At 61.7% G+C, this 15573-nt stretch carries 15 protein-coding genes; 12 read left to right on the top strand and 3 right to left on the bottom strand.

All coding sequences use genetic code 11. The features are described 5' to 3' along the window. Positions 1 to 23 precede the first annotated feature (23 nt). Both HK26_RS11880 and folB read left to right on the top strand, forming a co-directional pair. Entirely contained in the window at positions 24 to 824 is an 801-nt protein-coding gene (locus HK26_RS11880) for an SDR family oxidoreductase (protein WP_086640065.1), read from the top strand. Between the two features lie 4 nt (positions 825 to 828). After that, complete coding sequence (folB, locus tag HK26_RS11875; protein ID WP_025827142.1) at positions 829 to 1230, top strand: dihydroneopterin aldolase; 402 nt, start codon at positions 829 to 831, stop codon at positions 1228 to 1230. Positions 1231 to 1341: 111 nt separating this feature from the next. Here the strand turns inward: folB and HK26_RS11870 are convergent, their stop codons facing one another. After that, positions 1342 to 1671 (bottom strand): TIGR02300 family protein, encoded by a 330-nt coding sequence (locus tag HK26_RS11870; RefSeq protein WP_086639971.1) that lies wholly within the window; start codon positions 1669 to 1671, stop codon positions 1342 to 1344. Between the two features lie 246 nt (positions 1672 to 1917). Here HK26_RS11870 and aroA point away from each other — a divergent pair, with 246 nt between their 5' ends. The 3 genes from aroA to rpsA all read left to right on the top strand — a co-directional run bounded on the left by aroA (position 1918) and on the right by rpsA (position 5914). After that, on the top strand, positions 1918 to 3267 hold the full coding sequence (aroA, locus tag HK26_RS11865; RefSeq protein WP_086639970.1) for a 3-phosphoshikimate 1-carboxyvinyltransferase: 1350 nt from the start codon (positions 1918 to 1920) through the stop codon (positions 3265 to 3267). Beyond that, positions 3267 to 3917 carry a (d)CMP kinase gene (gene cmk / locus HK26_RS11860; protein WP_086639969.1) on the top strand — a complete coding sequence of 217 codons (651 nt, stop codon included), beginning with the start codon at positions 3267 to 3269 and terminating at the stop codon, positions 3915 to 3917. Before aroA ends, cmk begins: the two co-directional genes overlap by 1 nt. A gap of 284 nt (positions 3918 to 4201) precedes the next feature. Then, positions 4202 to 5914 carry a 30S ribosomal protein S1 gene (gene rpsA, locus HK26_RS11855; protein WP_025827144.1) on the top strand — a complete coding sequence of 571 codons (1713 nt, stop codon included), beginning with the start codon at positions 4202 to 4204 and terminating at the stop codon, positions 5912 to 5914. A 108-nt stretch (positions 5915 to 6022) separates the two neighbouring features. On the opposite strand, the gene rdgB is transcribed toward rpsA, so the two are convergent. Together rdgB and rph are read right to left on the bottom strand one after the other, a co-directional pair. Then, complete coding sequence (gene rdgB, locus HK26_RS11850) at positions 6023 to 6622, bottom strand: RdgB/HAM1 family non-canonical purine NTP pyrophosphatase (protein ID WP_086639968.1); 600 nt, start codon at positions 6620 to 6622, stop codon at positions 6023 to 6025. Then, a complete protein-coding gene (gene rph / locus HK26_RS11845) occupies positions 6619 to 7353 on the bottom strand; it encodes a ribonuclease PH (RefSeq protein WP_086640064.1) in 735 nt (244 codons plus the stop codon). The genes rdgB and rph overlap by 4 nt, the downstream gene beginning before the upstream one ends. 126 nt (positions 7354 to 7479) lie before the next feature. Here rph and hrcA point away from each other — a divergent pair, with 126 nt between their 5' ends. From hrcA to HK26_RS11810, 7 genes are all read left to right on the top strand, one after another. Then, on the top strand, positions 7480 to 8553 hold the full coding sequence (gene hrcA, locus HK26_RS11840) for a heat-inducible transcriptional repressor HrcA (RefSeq protein ID WP_086639967.1): 1074 nt from the start codon (positions 7480 to 7482) through the stop codon (positions 8551 to 8553). Positions 8554 to 8657: 104 nt separating this feature from the next. Then, complete coding sequence (locus tag HK26_RS11835; protein ID WP_086639966.1) at positions 8658 to 11384, top strand: penicillin-binding protein 1A; 2727 nt, start codon at positions 8658 to 8660, stop codon at positions 11382 to 11384. Between the two features lie 59 nt (positions 11385 to 11443). Next, positions 11444 to 12575, top strand: a protein-coding gene (gene prfB / locus HK26_RS11830) for a peptide chain release factor 2 (protein WP_143296359.1) whose coding sequence is annotated in 2 segments (ribosomal slippage) — positions 11444 to 11512 and positions 11514 to 12575 — 1131 coding nt in all. Because the reading frame shifts where the segments join, the coding sequence is not laid out codon by codon here. 296 nt (positions 12576 to 12871) lie between these two features. Beyond that, a complete protein-coding gene (locus HK26_RS11825; protein ID WP_086639964.1) occupies positions 12872 to 13480 on the top strand; it encodes an energy transducer TonB in 609 nt (202 codons plus the stop codon). A 124-nt stretch (positions 13481 to 13604) separates the two neighbouring features. Continuing rightward, complete coding sequence (locus HK26_RS11820) at positions 13605 to 14639, top strand: MotA/TolQ/ExbB proton channel family protein (protein ID WP_086639963.1); 1035 nt, start codon at positions 13605 to 13607, stop codon at positions 14637 to 14639. Positions 14640 to 14642: 3 nt separating this feature from the next. Next, on the top strand, positions 14643 to 15068 hold the full coding sequence (locus HK26_RS11815) for an ExbD/TolR family protein (RefSeq protein WP_086639962.1): 426 nt from the start codon (positions 14643 to 14645) through the stop codon (positions 15066 to 15068). A gap of 72 nt (positions 15069 to 15140) precedes the next feature. Then, positions 15141 to 15572: an ExbD/TolR family protein gene (locus HK26_RS11810; RefSeq protein ID WP_086639961.1), complete on the top strand. Its 432-nt coding sequence runs from the start codon at positions 15141 to 15143 to the stop codon at positions 15570 to 15572. Position 15573 lies beyond the last annotated feature (1 nt).

Genomic DNA, 15573 nt, shown 5'->3' with positions numbered 1-15573 from the left:
AACAGATCGAGGAAAACACCATCATGCCCGTGGACATGCTGCCGATCAGCCCGGCCATACCGCGCCGCGCTCTGGTGAGCGGAGGTGGCGCACGCCTTGGCCGCGCCATAGTGCTGGCTCTTGCGCAGGCCGGGTTTGACGTGGCCATCCATTACCGCAGCAACAGGGCCGAGGCGGAGGATACAGCACATGCAGTGCGCGCGCTGGGGCGCTCGGTATGTGTGCTTCAGGCCGACCTGATGCGTGAGGAGCAGGTGCAGGCCCTGTATGGGCAGGCCACACAGGCTCTTGGCGGTCCTTTGGGCGTTCTGGTCAACAATGCCTCCACTTTTGAGCGTGATGAGTGGGACGATGCCTCGCTCGAGAGCTGGATGATGCATATGAAGCCCAACCTGCGTGCGCCCTTTGTGCTGATGCAGGCCTTTGCCAAAGGGCTGCCGCAGGACGCGCAGGGCATGGTGCTGAACATGCTGGACGAGCGGGTGTGGTCACTCACCCCCCACTTTGTCAGCTATACCGTATCCAAAACGGCATTGTGGACGCTTACGCAGAGCATGGCGCTGGCTCTTGCCCCCAAGGGGATCAGGGTTAACGCCATTGGCCCCGGCCCTGCCCTGCCCAGCCCCCGGCAGACACAGGAGCAGTTTGCGCGCCAGTGCGCCTCCGTACCGCTGGCGCATGGCACAACCCCTGAGGAAGTCGCCCGCGCAGCCCTTGCCCTTTTGGCCCTGCCCTCCGTTACCGGGCAGATGCTGGCGCTCGATGGTGGGCAGCATCTGCAATGGTCTCCGGCCCCATTGGCCGGACATGCCGTGGAAGAATAAAAGAATGGCCGTTTTTGCTCCATGGGCGGACCAGCCGCCGCTGCGTTGCCTGTTTTTGAAGAATATGGTGCTCGACGCCCATATTGGCGTGTTCCCCCATGAGCAGGGTGTTACCCAGCGCATCCGGGTTTCGGTCCATTTTGGTGTGGATGACCGCACGGACCTTGAGGTCGGGCCGGATGACCTGAGCCGCACCGTCTCGTACGAGCGGGTTGTCCAGCTTGTGCATCGTATTGTGCGCGAGGGGCATGTGCGGCTGGTGGAAACGCTGGCCGAGCGTATTGCCTCGGGCGTTCTGGCCGATGACCGCGTGCGGGTTGTGCGCGTGCGCATAGAAAAACTGGATGTGTTTGAGGAAATCGAGGCCGTAGGCGTGGAAATAGAGCGCCGCCCCGCCAGCGCCTGAACGCTGCGGGCGCACCAGACGCGTAATCAGATATAAAAAAAACCCCGCAGGCAGGCCCGCGGGGGTTTTTTTAGTCGTCTGACACGATGGTGGCCAGCACCCCCGAAGGGATCAGGATTCGTGGTCTTCCGAATCCGTGCTGACATCGATGTCTGAGCTGATGTCGTCGTCATCATCATCCAGATCAGCGGTGTCTTCCATCACATCATCATCGTCCGTATCGTCATCGGTATCAATATCGATGTCTTCATCGGTTTTCTTGATGGGGGCAGCACTCGCCGGAACGGGGGACAGGCTGTCAGAGTTGCGGCGCAGGCGCGGCACCAGAGCAGGCTGTTCCGTTCCGCATTTTGGGCAAATGGCGGGTGCGCGGTTCAGGTCATAAAAACGGGCACCACAGGACACGCAGACGCGTTTGGTGCCGAGATCGGGCTGGGACATCTTGCTACCTGTCAATCCTGAGCAGATATTGGGGCCAACGCCCCGGAACACGAACGAACCCCGAACAGCAACGCAAAGCTGAAGCGGGACTCGAACCAGACTGTTAAGGCGATGCCCAATGCCACTGTGTTTCGGGTCCTGTCAAACCCGGAGTTTGCTTTGGGGTGCATTTTCTGCCCCGCCCCCTCTCTTTTTCTACCCCAACCCGGATTGACTTGCGGGCCATCCCGCCGGAATGAAAAGGGCATGACACACGCATCCTCCCCCTCCGCCCGTCCGCTGCGGGTTACGCGCGCGCAGGCCCCTCTTTCCGGTTCCATCCGTGTGCCGGGTGACAAATCCATCAGCCACCGTGCGCTCATGTTTGCCTCCCTCGCGCGGGGGGAAACACATATTACCGGGCTTTTGGAGGGCGAGGACGTGCTGCGCACCGCAGCGGCCATGCGCGCCCTGGGGGCCGATGTTACGCAGAATGCGCCGGGGGACTGGCGCGTGAGCGGGCTGGGTATTGGCAAGCTGCGTGAACCATCGGATGTGCTGGATATGGGCAATTCCGGCACGGCGGCCCGCCTGTTGTCCGGCATTCTGGCCAGCCACGGCATGGTGTCGGTCATGACGGGGGACGCCAGCCTGCGCCGCAGACCCATGAAGCGCGTTATGGACCCGCTGGCAGGCACAGGGGCCACATTTATGGCGCGTGAGGGTGGGCGCCTGCCCATGGCCATTGCAGGGCTGGCCGAGCCCAGACCGCTGGACTACCGCCTGCCCGTGGCCTCGGCTCAGGTCAAATCCGCCGTATTGCTGGCCGGGTTGAACGCACAGGGGCAGACTCGGGTGGAAGAGCCCGTGGCAACCCGTGACCATACCGAAAACATGCTCCGCCATTTTGGCGCACACGTTAAGGTGGAGGAAACCCCACAGGGGGGACGGGTTATTGTGCTGCAAGGCCGCCCCGACCTTGTCGCGCGTGATGTGGTGGTGCCGGGGGACCCGTCCTCCGCCGCCTTCCCCATTGTGGCGGCCCTGCTGGTGCCCGGTGCGGATATTGTAATTTCCACCGTAGGGCTGAACCCCCTGCGCACAGGGCTGTTCATCACCTTGCAGGAAATGGGGGCACAGCTTGAGGTCACCAACGTCCGGACCGAAGGGGGCGAACTGGTGGGGGACCTGCATGTGCGCGCGTCCAGCCTCAAGGGCGTGACAGTGCCAGCAGACCGCGCACCATCCATGATTGATGAATACCCCATTCTGGCCGTGGCGGCGGCGTATGCCTCTGGCGTGTCGCGCTTTTGCGGGGTGGAGGAACTGCGGGTGAAGGAGAGCGACCGGCTGGCCGCGACCGTGGCTTTGCTGGAAAATAACGGTGTTAAAACAGCAGTCGAGGGGGATGATCTGGTCGTTTATGGCACGGACAACGCCATTCCCGGCGGTGGCGTGGTTCAGACCCACATGGACCACCGACTGGCCATGAGTGCATCCGTACTGGGGCTGGTTGCCCAGAACCCGGTGGAGATTGATGACACCGCCTTCATAGACACCAGCTTTCCCGGTTATTTGCAGTTGATGAACAGCCTTGGCGCGGGGTTTGCACTGTGATGCGGGGCGGACCGGTTATTGCTGTGGATGGCCCGGCAGCGGCCGGCAAGGGCACGCTGGCCCGCAGGCTGGCCGAAGCACTGGGCCTGCCGTATCTGGACACGGGGCTGCTCTACCGTGCGGTCGGGCGGCTGGCGCTGGACGCAGGGCAGGACCCTGCCCAGCCTGCCGAAAAATTTGCTCAGGCCCTGACCCCCGCAGACATGCAGCGCAAGGACCTGCGCACGCCAGATGTGGCTCTGGCGGCCAGCAAGGTGGCGGCCCAGCCTGCGGTGCGGGCGGCTTTGGTGGATACACAACGCCGTTTTGCCGCCGAGCGGGGTGCCGTGCTGGACGGGCGCGATATTGGCACGGCCATTTTCCCCGATGCGGATGTCAAGCTGTTCATCACGGCCTCCCCCGCAACGCGGGCGTTGCGGCGCTTTTTGCAAAACGGGGGGGATGCCACCGCAGCAGACGCACAAACGCTTCTGCGTGATATGGAAGAAGCCCTGAGCGCGCGTGACAGGGCAGACGCCAGCCGGGATTCCGCCCCCATGTGCGTGGCAGATGACGCGCATGTGATCGAGACCGATACGCTGGACGCGCAGGCTGTTCTGGCCGAGGCCTTACGCTTTGCGCGTGAACGACTCGTGGCCTCCCGCGCCTGAGTGCAGGTGGCGGGCCAAGGGGGCTGGGGTGCGGTTGCGCATTTTTTGCCCCCCATTTGCGCTCTGTACTGCTCTTTGAGTTGACAAACAGGGTTCAGGTGGTCTCTGTGCAAACAGAAATCCGCCCCTGATGGTGGGTTTTTCTTGATAACACCCGGGTCTGACCAACAGGTCGGAGGGCGCTGGTGCCCATCCGTTCCGTCAGGCAAGCCGTGCCGCAGTTTGCGGGGCGCAGGAACAGTCTGCAAGCATGTTGCTGGCGGGCTCAGGATTTACGGTACCACATGGCTTCAGCCACCACCCAGACCACGGATCACTTCCGTGGCGAAGATTTTGCCACCCTTCTTGACGAGACCCTCGGCCGCGATTCCGGCTTTGACGGGTCCGTTGTTCGCGGTCGCGTTGTCCGCCTGACGGACGACTACGCAATTGTTGACGTCGGCCTGAAGAGCGAAGGCCGCGTCTCCCTGCGTGAATTCGCACCGCCGGGTGTCAAGCCCGAAGTGCAGCCGGGCGATGTGATCGAACTGTACGTCGAGCGTTACGAAGACCGCGACGGCAGCATCGTTCTCTCCCGCGAAAAAGCACGCCGTGAAGAAGCATGGACCAGCCTCGAAAAAGCTTTCGAAGCCAACCAGCGCGTTAACGGCACCATCTATGGCCGCGTCAAGGGTGGCTTTACGGTTGATCTGGGCGGCGCCATGGCGTTCCTTCCCGGCAGCCAGGTGGACATCCGCCCCGTGCGTGACGTCGGCCCGCTGATGGGCGTGCCCCAGCCCTTCCAGATCCTGAAGATGGACCGTGCACGTGGCAACATTGTTGTCTCCCGTCGTGCCGTTCTGGAAGAAACACGCGCAGAACAGCGCAGCGAACTGATCCAGGGCCTGACCGAAGGCATGATCCTGGACGGCGTTGTCAAGAACATCACCGATTACGGTGCGTTCGTTGATCTGGGCGGCGTTGACGGCCTGCTGCATGTGACCGACATCGCATGGAAGCGCATCAACCACCCCTCCGAAGCACTGCAGATCGGTCAGCCGGTACGCGTGCAGGTGATCCGCTTCAACCCCGACACGCAGCGTATCTCCCTCGGCATGAAGCAGCTTGAAGCTGATCCGTGGGAAAATGTTGCACTCAAGTACCCGCCGGGCGCTCGCTTTACGGGCCGCGTGACCAACATTACCGATTACGGCGCATTTGTTGAGCTGGAACCGGGCGTTGAAGGTCTGGTGCACGTTTCCGAAATGTCCTGGACGAAAAAGAACGTCCACCCCGGCAAAATCGTTGCGACCTCTCAGGAAGTGGACGTGATGGTTCTGGATGTGGACAGCTCCAAGCGCCGCATCTCTCTGGGTCTCAAGCAGGTTCAGCGCAACCCTTGGGAACAGTTCGCCGAAGAGCACAAGGTTGGGTCCACGGTAGAAGGCGAAATCCGCAACATTACGGAATTCGGCCTGTTCATCGGCCTGTCTGCAGACATCGACGGCATGGTTCACATGTCCGACCTGTCTTGGGACGAAGCTGGCGAAGAAGCCATGAAGAACTACGAAAAGGGCCAGGTTGTAAAAGCCAAGGTTCTGGACGTGGACGTGGAAAAAGAACGTATCTCCCTTGGCATCAAGCAGCTTCAGGAAGATCCGGCAGCTGACGCTCTGGCCAGCATCCAGAAGGGCACGATCGTAACCTGCATCGTGACCGCTGTGCAGACCAACGGCATTGAAGTGAAGGTTGACGACGTTCTGAGCGGCTTTATCCGTCGTGCGGAACTGGCTCGTGACAAGGCCGAACAGCGCCCCGAACGCTTCGCTGTTGGCGAACGCGTGGACGCCAAGGTTGTGTCCGTTGACCGTACCTCCCGCAAAGTTGCCCTGACGATTAAGGGCCGCGAAGTGGAAGAAGACAAGCAGGCTATCAACGAATACGGCTCCGCAGACAGCGGCGCATCGCTCGGTGATATTCTGGGTGCGGCGATCCGTCGTCGTAACACCGAAGACTGAGCATAAAAAAACCGGGGTGGTTTGCGCCATCCCGGTTTGGCAAAGCTTTTTTGCCATGCACAAAAATAGCGCCCCTTTGTGGGCGCTATTTTTTTATGGGGTGTGCCTTTAGTCCAGACAGGCCTTGCGGAAGGCGGCAAACGCCCGTGCGCGGTGGCTGATGGCGTTTTTCTCCGCATCTGTCATTTCGGCAAAGCTGCGGGCTTCGTTTTCGGGGGCAAAAATCGGGTCGTAACCGTGCCCGTTGTCGCCACGGGGTGGCCAGACGATCTGCCCGTCAATCCGTCCTTCAAAGCTGAGGGTCCGCCCATCGGGGTAGGCAAGGCAGAGCACGCACACAAACCATGCCTCGCGCTCATCCTGACCAATGCCTTCCTCAATCCGGGCCATGGCGGCAGCAAAATCCTTGTTGGGGCCAGCCCAGCGGGCGGAGTAAATGCCCGGAGCCCCTCCAAGGGCGCTAACGCACAGCCCCGAATCATCAGCCAGTGCAGGCAGGTTGGCCGCTTTGGCCGCCGCCAGTGCCTTGATGGCGGCATTGCCAGCAAAGGTTGTGGCTGTCTCCTCCGGTTCGGGCAGGTTTAATTCCCCTGCGGACAGCACGGTAATGCCAAATTCCGCCATAAGGGTGGAGAACTCGGCCAGCTTGCCTGCATTGTGGGTGGCAAGCACCAGCCGGTCGCCGGAGTGTAGGGTGGGGTGGGTCATGTTGTGGGGTGCTCTGCTGTATGGATGGCGTTCAACTGGGCGGCAAACAGTTCCCCTGCACCTTGGCGGGCAAGGGTGAACAGGGTGTTAAAGGCATCCTCGGCAAAGGGGGTTCCTTCTGCCGTGGCCTGAATTTCCACAATACGGTGGTCGGCGCTGAGCACAAAATTGGTGTCGGCCAGTGCTGTACTGTCTTCGGCGTAATCAAGGTCCAGCACGGCTCCTGCACTGGTCAACCCGCAGGAGACAGCAGCAACCTGCCCGCTCAGTGGCATGCGCTGGAGCACACGGTTGGCCACCAGCTTGCCAAGGGCCAGACGTAGTGCCACCCATGCGCCGGTAATGGAGGCGCAGCGCGTGCCACCATCGGCATTGAGCACGTCGCAATCCAGTGTAATGCAAAGCTCGCCCATGGCCTTCAGGTCAGTTACGGCGCGGAGCGAGCGGCCGATCAGGCGCTGGATTTCCTGCGTGCGGCCAGACTGTTTGCCTTTTGCGGCCTCGCGGTTGCCACGGGCATGGGTGGCGCGGGGCAGCATACCGTATTCCGCCGTAACCCACCCGCTCCCCTTGCCGCGCAGGAAGGGGGGCACGCGGTTTTCCACGCTGGCGGTGCACAGGACTTCCGTATTGCCAATGCGGATAAGGGCTGAGCCTTCCGCATGGCGGGAAAAACCGGTCTCGATAACAATGGGGCGCATCTGCCCGGCCTGTCGGCCTGATGGACGCATGGCGGCGGCTCCTGACAAAACAATGACAAAGGGTTGTGCCTGCACATAAAATGCTTTTGGCAGGAGTAAAACCGGCAATAAGCCATTATAATCACGCATCAGACCGCACAAAGGAGCCTGATAGCCATGAAGCGTGGCCTGTTGCCAGCCCAAGCGATGCTACCCCCCGAACTGGATGGGCGCTCTGCGAACATCCTGCGCGAGATTGTGGAGGAATACATGGCCAGTGGCGAGCCGGTGGGCTCGCGCACCCTCTCACGCAGGCTGGGGCAGCCGCTCTCTCCGGCGACCATACGCAATGTCATGGTGTCCCTGACCGAGGCGGGTCTCCTGTTCTCCCCCCATACGTCGGCAGGCCGCCTGCCGACCGAAAAAGGGTTGCGCCTGTTTGTGGACGGGCTGCTCCAGTTTGGTGCGCTGTCGGAGGATGAGCAGAAGGTTATTGGCCATTCTCTGGAAGCGCGCGGGCGTTCCTTGCAGGATACGCTGACCGAAGCCTCCTCCCTGCTGGCCGGGATGTCCGATGCCGCCGGGCTGGTGGTGGCCCCCAAGGGGGAAGGCGGGATCAAGCACATAGAGTTCGTGGCGCTGGGCGGTCATCGTGCGCTGGTTGTGCTGGTTGGGGCGGATGGGCATGTGGAAAATCGGGTGATCGAAATTCCATCCGGCACCCCTCCGTCTGCACTGGTGGAGGCGGCCAATTACCTGAATGCCCGTGCCATGGGGGCCTCCCTGCCCGACCTGCGCCAGCGTGTGGGGGCGGAAATGGGTGAGAACCGTACCGTCCTGAACAGCCTGACCGCCGAGGTGGTGGAGAGTGGTCTGGCCATCTGGAACACGGAGCGCGGAGAGAGTGGTGGCACGCTGATCGTGCGTGGCCAGTCGCGCCTGCTGGCCGATGTGGACGGGCAGGAACGTCTGGTGGCCATACAGACCCTGTTTGACCGGCTGGAAGCGCAGGAGACCATGCTGCGCCTGCTGGAGCTGGTTGAAAGTTCGGAGGGTGTGCGTATTTTTATCGGGGCCGAAAGCGGGCTGTTTGGGGCTACGGGCATGTCCGTTGTCATGGCTCCCGCCCGCAATGAGGCCAACAGGATTGTCGGGGCCATTGGTGTTATTGGCCCAACACGCATCAATTACGGGCGTGTTGTGCCGGTGGTGGACTATACGGCCCGTATTCTGGGCGAACTGCTGGGTTAGCCAGACATGCAGATGTTGGGACAGAAGTCGGAATTCCGCCACGATTATGCACACAATGACGATGGTAAGGAGACGACAGGATATGGGAATGGTAAAGGACCGGTATGACAAGCACTCCGCCTTCTGGTGACCCGGATTCCTCCCCCCGGCATGGCCGGGACAACGCACGGTCCTTTTTGTTGAGCCGGCCCCGCTTCCGCCAGTGGCGTATGCTGCTTGGCACGGCTGCGGCCGTGCTGCTTGTGGGCAGTGCCGGTGGGGCTGTGGTGGTGTGGTCGCAATACCAGAGTATTGTGGCCGATCTGCCAACGGTGGATGGCCTGCGCTCGTACCAGCCGCCGGTCATGAGCCGACTATATGCAGCAGATGACCAGCTTGTGGCCGAACTGGCGGATGAGCGGCGGGTGTTTGTACCCTCCAACGCCATTCCCGACCGGGTAAAAAGCGCGTTTATCGCCGCAGAGGACCAGAAGTTCTGGACCCATAAGGGTGTGGACCCTGCCGCCATTATCCGCGCGGGTTTGACTGACCTGACGCGTGGCAAAGGCCGCAGGCCCATTGGCGCGTCCACCATTACCCAGCAGGTCGCCCGTGTTATGCTGCTGGGCAGCAATGCTGTTTCTTTCAAACGCAAGGCCAAGGAAGCATTTCTGGCCATGCGCATAGAGCAGGTGCTGCCCAAGGAAAAAATTCTCGAAATCTATCTGAACGAAATTTATCTGGGCAACGGTGCTTACGGCATTGGCGCCGCGGCCCAGACGTATTTCAACAAACCTCTGGACCAGCTTGATAATGCGGAGGCCGCTTTTCTGGCGGCTCTGCCCAAGTCCCCTACCAATTACAATCCTGCCCGCTTCCCCGATGCCGCGCGCGGTCGGCGCAACTGGGTGCTGGAGCGCATGGCCGATATTGGGGCCATTACACAGGCCGATGCACGGCTGGCCGAGGCCGAGGCCCTTGTCACCACCAGTTTTTCCCGCCCCGGCCCTGCTCCCGGCTCGGAATGGTTTGCCGAGGAAGTGCGGCGTGAACTGCTGGACAAATATGGTCAGGACATGACCATGCAGGGCGGGCTGGATGTGCACACCAGTCTGGACCTGCCCCTCCAGCGTGCGGCCCAGACCATTTTGCAGCAGGGTCTTATGGCGTATGACCGCCAGCACCGCGGCTGGCATGGCCCGGTCACGCATCTGTCCACCCCCATCCCTCTGACACAGGAGGAGTGGGTGCGCGCCCTGCGCACGGTCAGTGCGCCTGCGGGCATGCTGGACCAGTGGCGTCTGGCTATTGTGCTCGATGGCAACAAGGGGCAGGTCGGCTGGCTGGAAGGCAGCGTGGTCCGCCGCAACGCCATGCAGGGGGGAGAGCCGCATACAGGGCAGATCCAGCCCAAGGATATGGCATGGGTCCGCCGCTCACGGCCTTTGCGCACGGGTGATATTGTTATGGTGGAACCCCAGACCGGGCAGTCGGCTGTTGCGCTGATGCAGATCCCGGTGGTGGAAGGGGCCATTGTGACCATGAACGCCCGCACGGGGCGAGTGCTTGCTCTGGTCGGGGGCTGGTCTTTTCAGGCGTCGCAGTTTGACCGGGCGACACAGGCCCTGCGCCAGCCGGGCTCGTCTTTTAAGCCATTTGTTTATCTACAGGCTATGGAGCAGGGCATATCGCCCTCGCAGGAGTTTGACGACTCGCCCGTGTCCTACGGCACATGGCATCCCAATAACTACGAAAAAGACTTTTGGGGCCCCACGTCCCTGCATGATGCGCTGCGGGAGTCGCGCAATCTTGTCACCATCCGTCTGGCTGCGCATCTGGGTATGAACACGGTAGCCGATACGGCGATCAAGCTGGGGCTGGTGGAAAGTATGCCCCACGTGCTGCCTGCCGCACTGGGAGCGGTGGAGACAACAGTCCTGAAGGAGGCCGGTGCCTATGCGGCCCTTGCCGCCGGAGGGCGCAGGATTACCCCCACCCTGATTGACGATGTGCAGGACCGGGACGGCCACGTGATCTGGCGGCCCACAACAGGGCTCTCTTTGGCGTCTGCTGCATCCCTGTCCAATGTGGCAGGGGCTGCGGCATCGGTCGGGGTGGACGCAGTACATCCTGACGCCCCAACAGGGCTGGCCAGCGCGGCAACGCCCCCCACAGCAGCGGCATCCACCCAGCCCGCCGTTGTGGTGCTGACCCCAGATGACCTGCCCGCTTTGCGTGATGACCGGCCTGTTGCCGCATCCGAGCAGAGTGCGTTCCAGATCACGACCATGCTGCAAGATGTTATCCGTCGCGGCACGGGTGTGCGCGCGGGTGAGGGCATAGACGTGCCCGTGGCGGGCAAGACCGGTACCAGCCAGAATTTTAACGATGCGTGGTTCGCAGGGTACACGCCTGAGCTGGTCACGGTCGTCTGGGTCGGGTTTGATACACCCCAGTCCCTCGGGCGGAACGAGACAGGGGGCGCAATTGCAGGCCCGCTGTGGAACAAGGTGATGAAGGCGGCACTCAAGGACCAGCCAAAACTGGACTTTGCTGCCCCCGACGGCGTCACGCTGGTCAGTTACGATACAGGGCGTGGCGTGGCGATAGACGCGTTCAAAGACGGCCAGCTCCCCGGTGTCAGTGCCAATCTGCTGAGCAATGTGGACGCCCAGCAGCTCAGTGCAGCCGACACAGGGGCCGAAAACATGCCGGATTCGGAGAGCGACATGGCCGCAAGTGCTAATGGTGCCACGCCACCCGGTGGTGTCGGAGCCAGCCCGGCGGGTGGGGGCAGTGCCCCTGCTCCCGCACCTTCTGGGGGTGACATTGGCATGGGCGGCCTTTATTGAGGGCCGCACAGAACACAATCAGACGATAATGTCTGGCAGGTAAATGGAGAACAGGCCCGATGTCCGCCGAGACAGAAGCCCTTAATGAACAGATCAAGCAGTCCGTAGCGCTGCTGAGGAGGCATCTTTAACTGGGATGTCGCAGAAGCCCGCCTTGCGGAACTGAACAACCAGGCAGAAGACCCCGACCTGTGGAACAACCCTGAAGCCGCGCAGAAAATGATGCGCGAGCGCACACTTCTGGCCAACCAGATCGAGGGCGTGCAGGCGTTGGAAACCAACGTAAGCGATACGTCCGAACTGATTGAGATGGCCGAAGCCGAAGGCGACGCCGATCTGGTGGCCGAGGGCATGGCCAGCCTGCGCGCTCTGGCAGATGAAGCCAAACGGCGTGAGATTGAAAGCCTGCTCTCAGGGGAGGCGGACAGCAACGACTGTTATCTGGAAGTCAACGCAGGGGCAGGTGGCACGGAGGCACAGGACTGGGCCGAAATGATGCTGCGCATGTACACCCGCTGGGCAGAGGCGCATAATTATAAGGTGACGCTGATTGAAAGCTCGGAAGGGGAACAGGCCGGGCTTAAATCCGCGACCATTCTGGTCTCCGGCCCCAATGCTTATGGCTGGCTCAAAACCGAGGCAGGCGTGCACCGCCTTGTCCGCATTTCTCCCTTTGATGCGGCAGCCCGGCGGCAGACATCCTTTGCATCGGTCTGGGTTTATCCGGTGATTGATGATTCAATTGAAATTGAAATCAATGACGCAGACCTGAAGGTGGACACATTCCGGGCCTCTGGCGCGGGTGGGCAGCACGTTAACAAAACGGACTCCGCTATCCGTATTACCCATATTCCCACCGGCATTGTGGTGGCGTGCCAGACGGACCGCTCGCAGCACAGGAACCGTGCTACGGCTATGCAGATGCTGCGTGCGCGTATGTACGAGGCCGAGTTGCAACGGCGTGAGGCCGCCGCTGCCGAGGCCGAGGCGGCCAAGACCGATATTGGCTGGGGGCACCAGATCCGCTCGTATGTTCTGGCCCCTTATCAGATGGTCAAGGACCTGCGCACCAGCGTTGAGACCGGCAACCCTGACGCCGTGCTGGATGGGGAGCTGGATGCGTTCATGGCGGCGGCGCTGGCCATGCGTGTTGGGGCCACCCGTTCGGAGGCCAGCGCAACCGCGCAGTAATGGCCCGTTAGAGCGCTGCGCCAGTTATGGGCATATTGGGCAAAAGGCGGACTTCAGGTCCGCCTTTTTTCTTTTGTGCAAGGGGGTTAGGTCCCTAAAGTTTATATGCAAACTTTTCTCAGATAAGCCGCTTGACATCTGCCGTGCCAGATTGCCCAATCAACACAATAGATAAAAGGCAGACCGTCAGGGCTGCCATTCTGGTTTACGGGACCAGATGTCATTTGAGTGTTTTCATAACTGAAAAAAGAACAGAGCCTGTCTGTTCTGGCAGTTTGAAGGGAGGAAGGGCCAAAATGAGTAACCCTGAGCAGCAGCCAGGTTCGGCAAACTATGTCTTTCGGGCAAGTGCTGCTGTTGGTGTGATTGTATTCCTGCTCGTGCTTTTCCTGCACGTTCTGGGCATATGGGGCCTGATTTCCGGGATGGGGAAGGGTGAGAGCGCGCCTCCACCGCCCAAGCCGCCTATTCAGACGCGTGTTCTGCCGCCAAAGATCGAGGTGCCGCCCCCGCCCAAGCCACCCATGAAGCATGTGGCCCGCACACCGCCCAAGCAGCCTGTGGCACCGCCAACACAGACCGCCAAGGCACCCCCCGCGGACACACCGCCCAATGACTCGCCCGATACAACGGCAGGCACATCGCCCCTGAACAGCGCACGCCCCGTGTATCCGCCAGAAATGGAGGAAGAGAACATTGAAGGCCGCGTGACTGTTGTGTGCGACGTGGAGACAACAGGCATGACCAGCAACTGCCACGTGCAGTCTGTCACCGGTGGTCAGGCCTTTGCCCAGTCGGCGCTGGACTACGTGCACAAGGCCCGCTACCGGCCCGCCAGCCGCAACGGGGTGCCCGTGCGGGAACTGAACAAGACGTATGTCATCCGCTTCCGGCTTGATGACTGACGCACACACCAGTGGTCCGGCTGCGGCCGGGCCCGCTTTGGACCAACAAACCACTACGGACCGCCCGGTCCACCCCGGCAGGGGATCAAGAGGACCGGGCCATTGCATGAGGATCTTGAGTAACATGAGCAGACTGCCCCGTTCTTTTGTGTCAGGTCTTGCCGTTCCGGCTCTTGCGCTGCTGCTGAGCACGGCAGCCCCCGTGGCCGCCTTTGCGCAGGACGCCGCTGCCCCGGCTGCAGCCCCCGCTCCGGTCGCAGCCCCCGCAGACGGTGCCGCCGCTCCGGCTCCCGCCACCCCCGCAGCACCCGATGCCGCGGCTCCGGCAGCCGCCCCGGCCGATGGTGCGGCAACGCCTGCACCCGCAGCCCCCGCCGCTCCGGCAGAAGCTCCGGCTCCCGCACCGGCGCCCGAAGCCAAGGATGACGCCAACCCCTACGGCCTGTCCGCCCTGTGGTCCAACGGCGATATTATCGCCCGTGGCGTGCTCGTTATCATGCTCATCATGTCGCTTGGCACATGGTTCATCATGATCACCAAGTTCATCGAACAGGGGCGTCTGTTCGCGGCCGCCAAGGATGCGACCAAGAGCTTCTGGACCAAACACAGCATCCAGGAAGGGGCGTCCGCACTCTCCTCCTCCTCTCCGTTCCGCTATATTGCCGATACCGGCATTACAGCCGCCGAACACCATGAGGGCACGATGCAGGAAGCCATTGACCTGCATAGCTGGACCTCCATGTCCATCCAGCGTGCGGTCAACAACATCCAGAACAGCCTGCAGAAGGGTCTGGCCTTCCTTGGCACCGTGGGCTCCACCTCTCCGTTCATCGGGCTGTTCGGCACGGTGTGGGGCATCTACCACGCGCTGACCGCCATTGGCATTGCCGGTCAGGCCTCCATCGACAAGGTGGCGGGGCCTGTGGGTGAATCGCTGATCATGACCGCCATTGGTCTGGCAACAGCCGTGCCTGCGGTGCTGGGTTACAACCTGCTGGTGCGCCGCAACAAAGGGGCCATGGACCAGGTGCGTGACTTTGCCGATGACCTGCAGTCCATCCTGATCGGTGGCGTGCGCCACGGTGCGGCGGTGGATGCGGGGCGTGTGAACGCCGACACGTCCCCGACCACGGTCACCACCTCCAACCGGGTGGGCTGAGCCATGGGGATGCAGGTTGGCAACGGGGGAGGGGACGACGAAGTCGTCTCCGCCATCAACACGACCCCTCTGGTGGATGTGATGCTTGTTCTGCTGATCATCTTCCTGATCACCATTCCGGTGGCGACCCATACGGTCAAGGTCAACCTGCCGCGCGACATGAACCAGCCCACGCAGACGATGATGAGCAACGTGGTGCTGGCGGTCACGGCGGATGGCAAGGCGTTCTGGGATGAAACGCCGATCAGGGATCAGGCGGACCTTCTGGCACATCTGGAGAAGGTGGCCGTGCTCAAACCGCAGCCGCAGATCCAGATCCGCGGGGACATGAAGGCCCGGTATGAGACTGTGGGCAGGATGGTTGCTGCCTGCCAGCAGGCGGGGATCTACCACATCGACTTCATTACCGAGAAGCCGAAGAGCAACTGACAACGGCGGGCCATGGCCCCGCCCCCCTGTGCGGCCGAGCACGGGGGGCAGGAGTAAAGAGAGTAACTGATCATGGGCATGAATGTCGGGTCGGAGAGTACGACGGAAGACGAAGGCATTGTCGACATCAACACCACGCCATTGATTGACGTGATGCTTGTTCTGCTGATCATGCTGATTATTACCATCCCGTTGCAGACGCAGTCTGTTGCGATTGACCTGCCACAGGGCAACCCGCCACCGTCCACGGAGGAGGTTCCGGTTGTGACGCTTGTGGTGGACTTTGACAACACGATCACCTGGAACGGGCAGCCGGTCAGTGGTGAGGACGATCTGCAGGCCCACCTGCGCGAGATCGCCTCCGCCCAGCCAAAGCCGGAGTTCCACATCCAGCCCAACCGGCTGGCTGACTACAAGACCGTTATCCACGTCATGGCCGACGCACAGCGCCTGGGCGTGACACAGATGGGAATCGTCGGGCAGGAACAGTTCGTCGATCAGTAAG

The organism is Acetobacter okinawensis (assembly GCF_002153655.1).
Taxonomy (GTDB): Bacteria; Pseudomonadota; Alphaproteobacteria; order Acetobacterales; family Acetobacteraceae; genus Acetobacter; species Acetobacter okinawensis_A.
The sequence above is the reverse complement of the archived record's forward strand: the minus strand, read 5'-3'. Positions and strand labels throughout refer to the sequence as shown.

Excerpts from the sequence above, each read along its gene's own strand:
- HK26_RS11880 (WP_086640065.1), top strand. The coding sequence starts at position 24 with ATGCCCGTGGACATGCTGCCGATCAGCCCGGCCATACCGCGCCGCGCT.
- folB (WP_025827142.1), top strand. The coding sequence starts at position 829 with ATGGCCGTTTTTGCTCCATGGGCGGACCAGCCGCCGCTGCGTTGCCTG.
- HK26_RS11870 (WP_086639971.1), bottom strand. The coding sequence starts at position 1,671 with ATGTCCCAGCCCGATCTCGGCACCAAACGCGTCTGCGTGTCCTGTGGT.
- aroA (WP_086639970.1), top strand. The coding sequence starts at position 1,918 with ATGACACACGCATCCTCCCCCTCCGCCCGTCCGCTGCGGGTTACGCGC.
- cmk (WP_086639969.1), top strand. The coding sequence starts at position 3,267 with ATGCGGGGCGGACCGGTTATTGCTGTGGATGGCCCGGCAGCGGCCGGC.
- rpsA (WP_025827144.1), top strand. The coding sequence starts at position 4,202 with ATGGCTTCAGCCACCACCCAGACCACGGATCACTTCCGTGGCGAAGAT.
- rdgB (WP_086639968.1), bottom strand. The coding sequence starts at position 6,622 with ATGACCCACCCCACCCTACACTCCGGCGACCGGCTGGTGCTTGCCACC.
- rph (WP_086640064.1), bottom strand. The coding sequence starts at position 7,353 with ATGCGTCCATCAGGCCGACAGGCCGGGCAGATGCGCCCCATTGTTATC.
- hrcA (WP_086639967.1), top strand. The coding sequence starts at position 7,480 with ATGAAGCGTGGCCTGTTGCCAGCCCAAGCGATGCTACCCCCCGAACTG.
- HK26_RS11835 (WP_086639966.1), top strand. The coding sequence starts at position 8,658 with ATGACAAGCACTCCGCCTTCTGGTGACCCGGATTCCTCCCCCCGGCAT.
- HK26_RS11825 (WP_086639964.1), top strand. The coding sequence starts at position 12,872 with ATGAGTAACCCTGAGCAGCAGCCAGGTTCGGCAAACTATGTCTTTCGG.
- HK26_RS11820 (WP_086639963.1), top strand. The coding sequence starts at position 13,605 with ATGAGCAGACTGCCCCGTTCTTTTGTGTCAGGTCTTGCCGTTCCGGCT.
- HK26_RS11815 (WP_086639962.1), top strand. The coding sequence starts at position 14,643 with ATGGGGATGCAGGTTGGCAACGGGGGAGGGGACGACGAAGTCGTCTCC.
- HK26_RS11810 (WP_086639961.1), top strand. The coding sequence starts at position 15,141 with ATGGGCATGAATGTCGGGTCGGAGAGTACGACGGAAGACGAAGGCATT.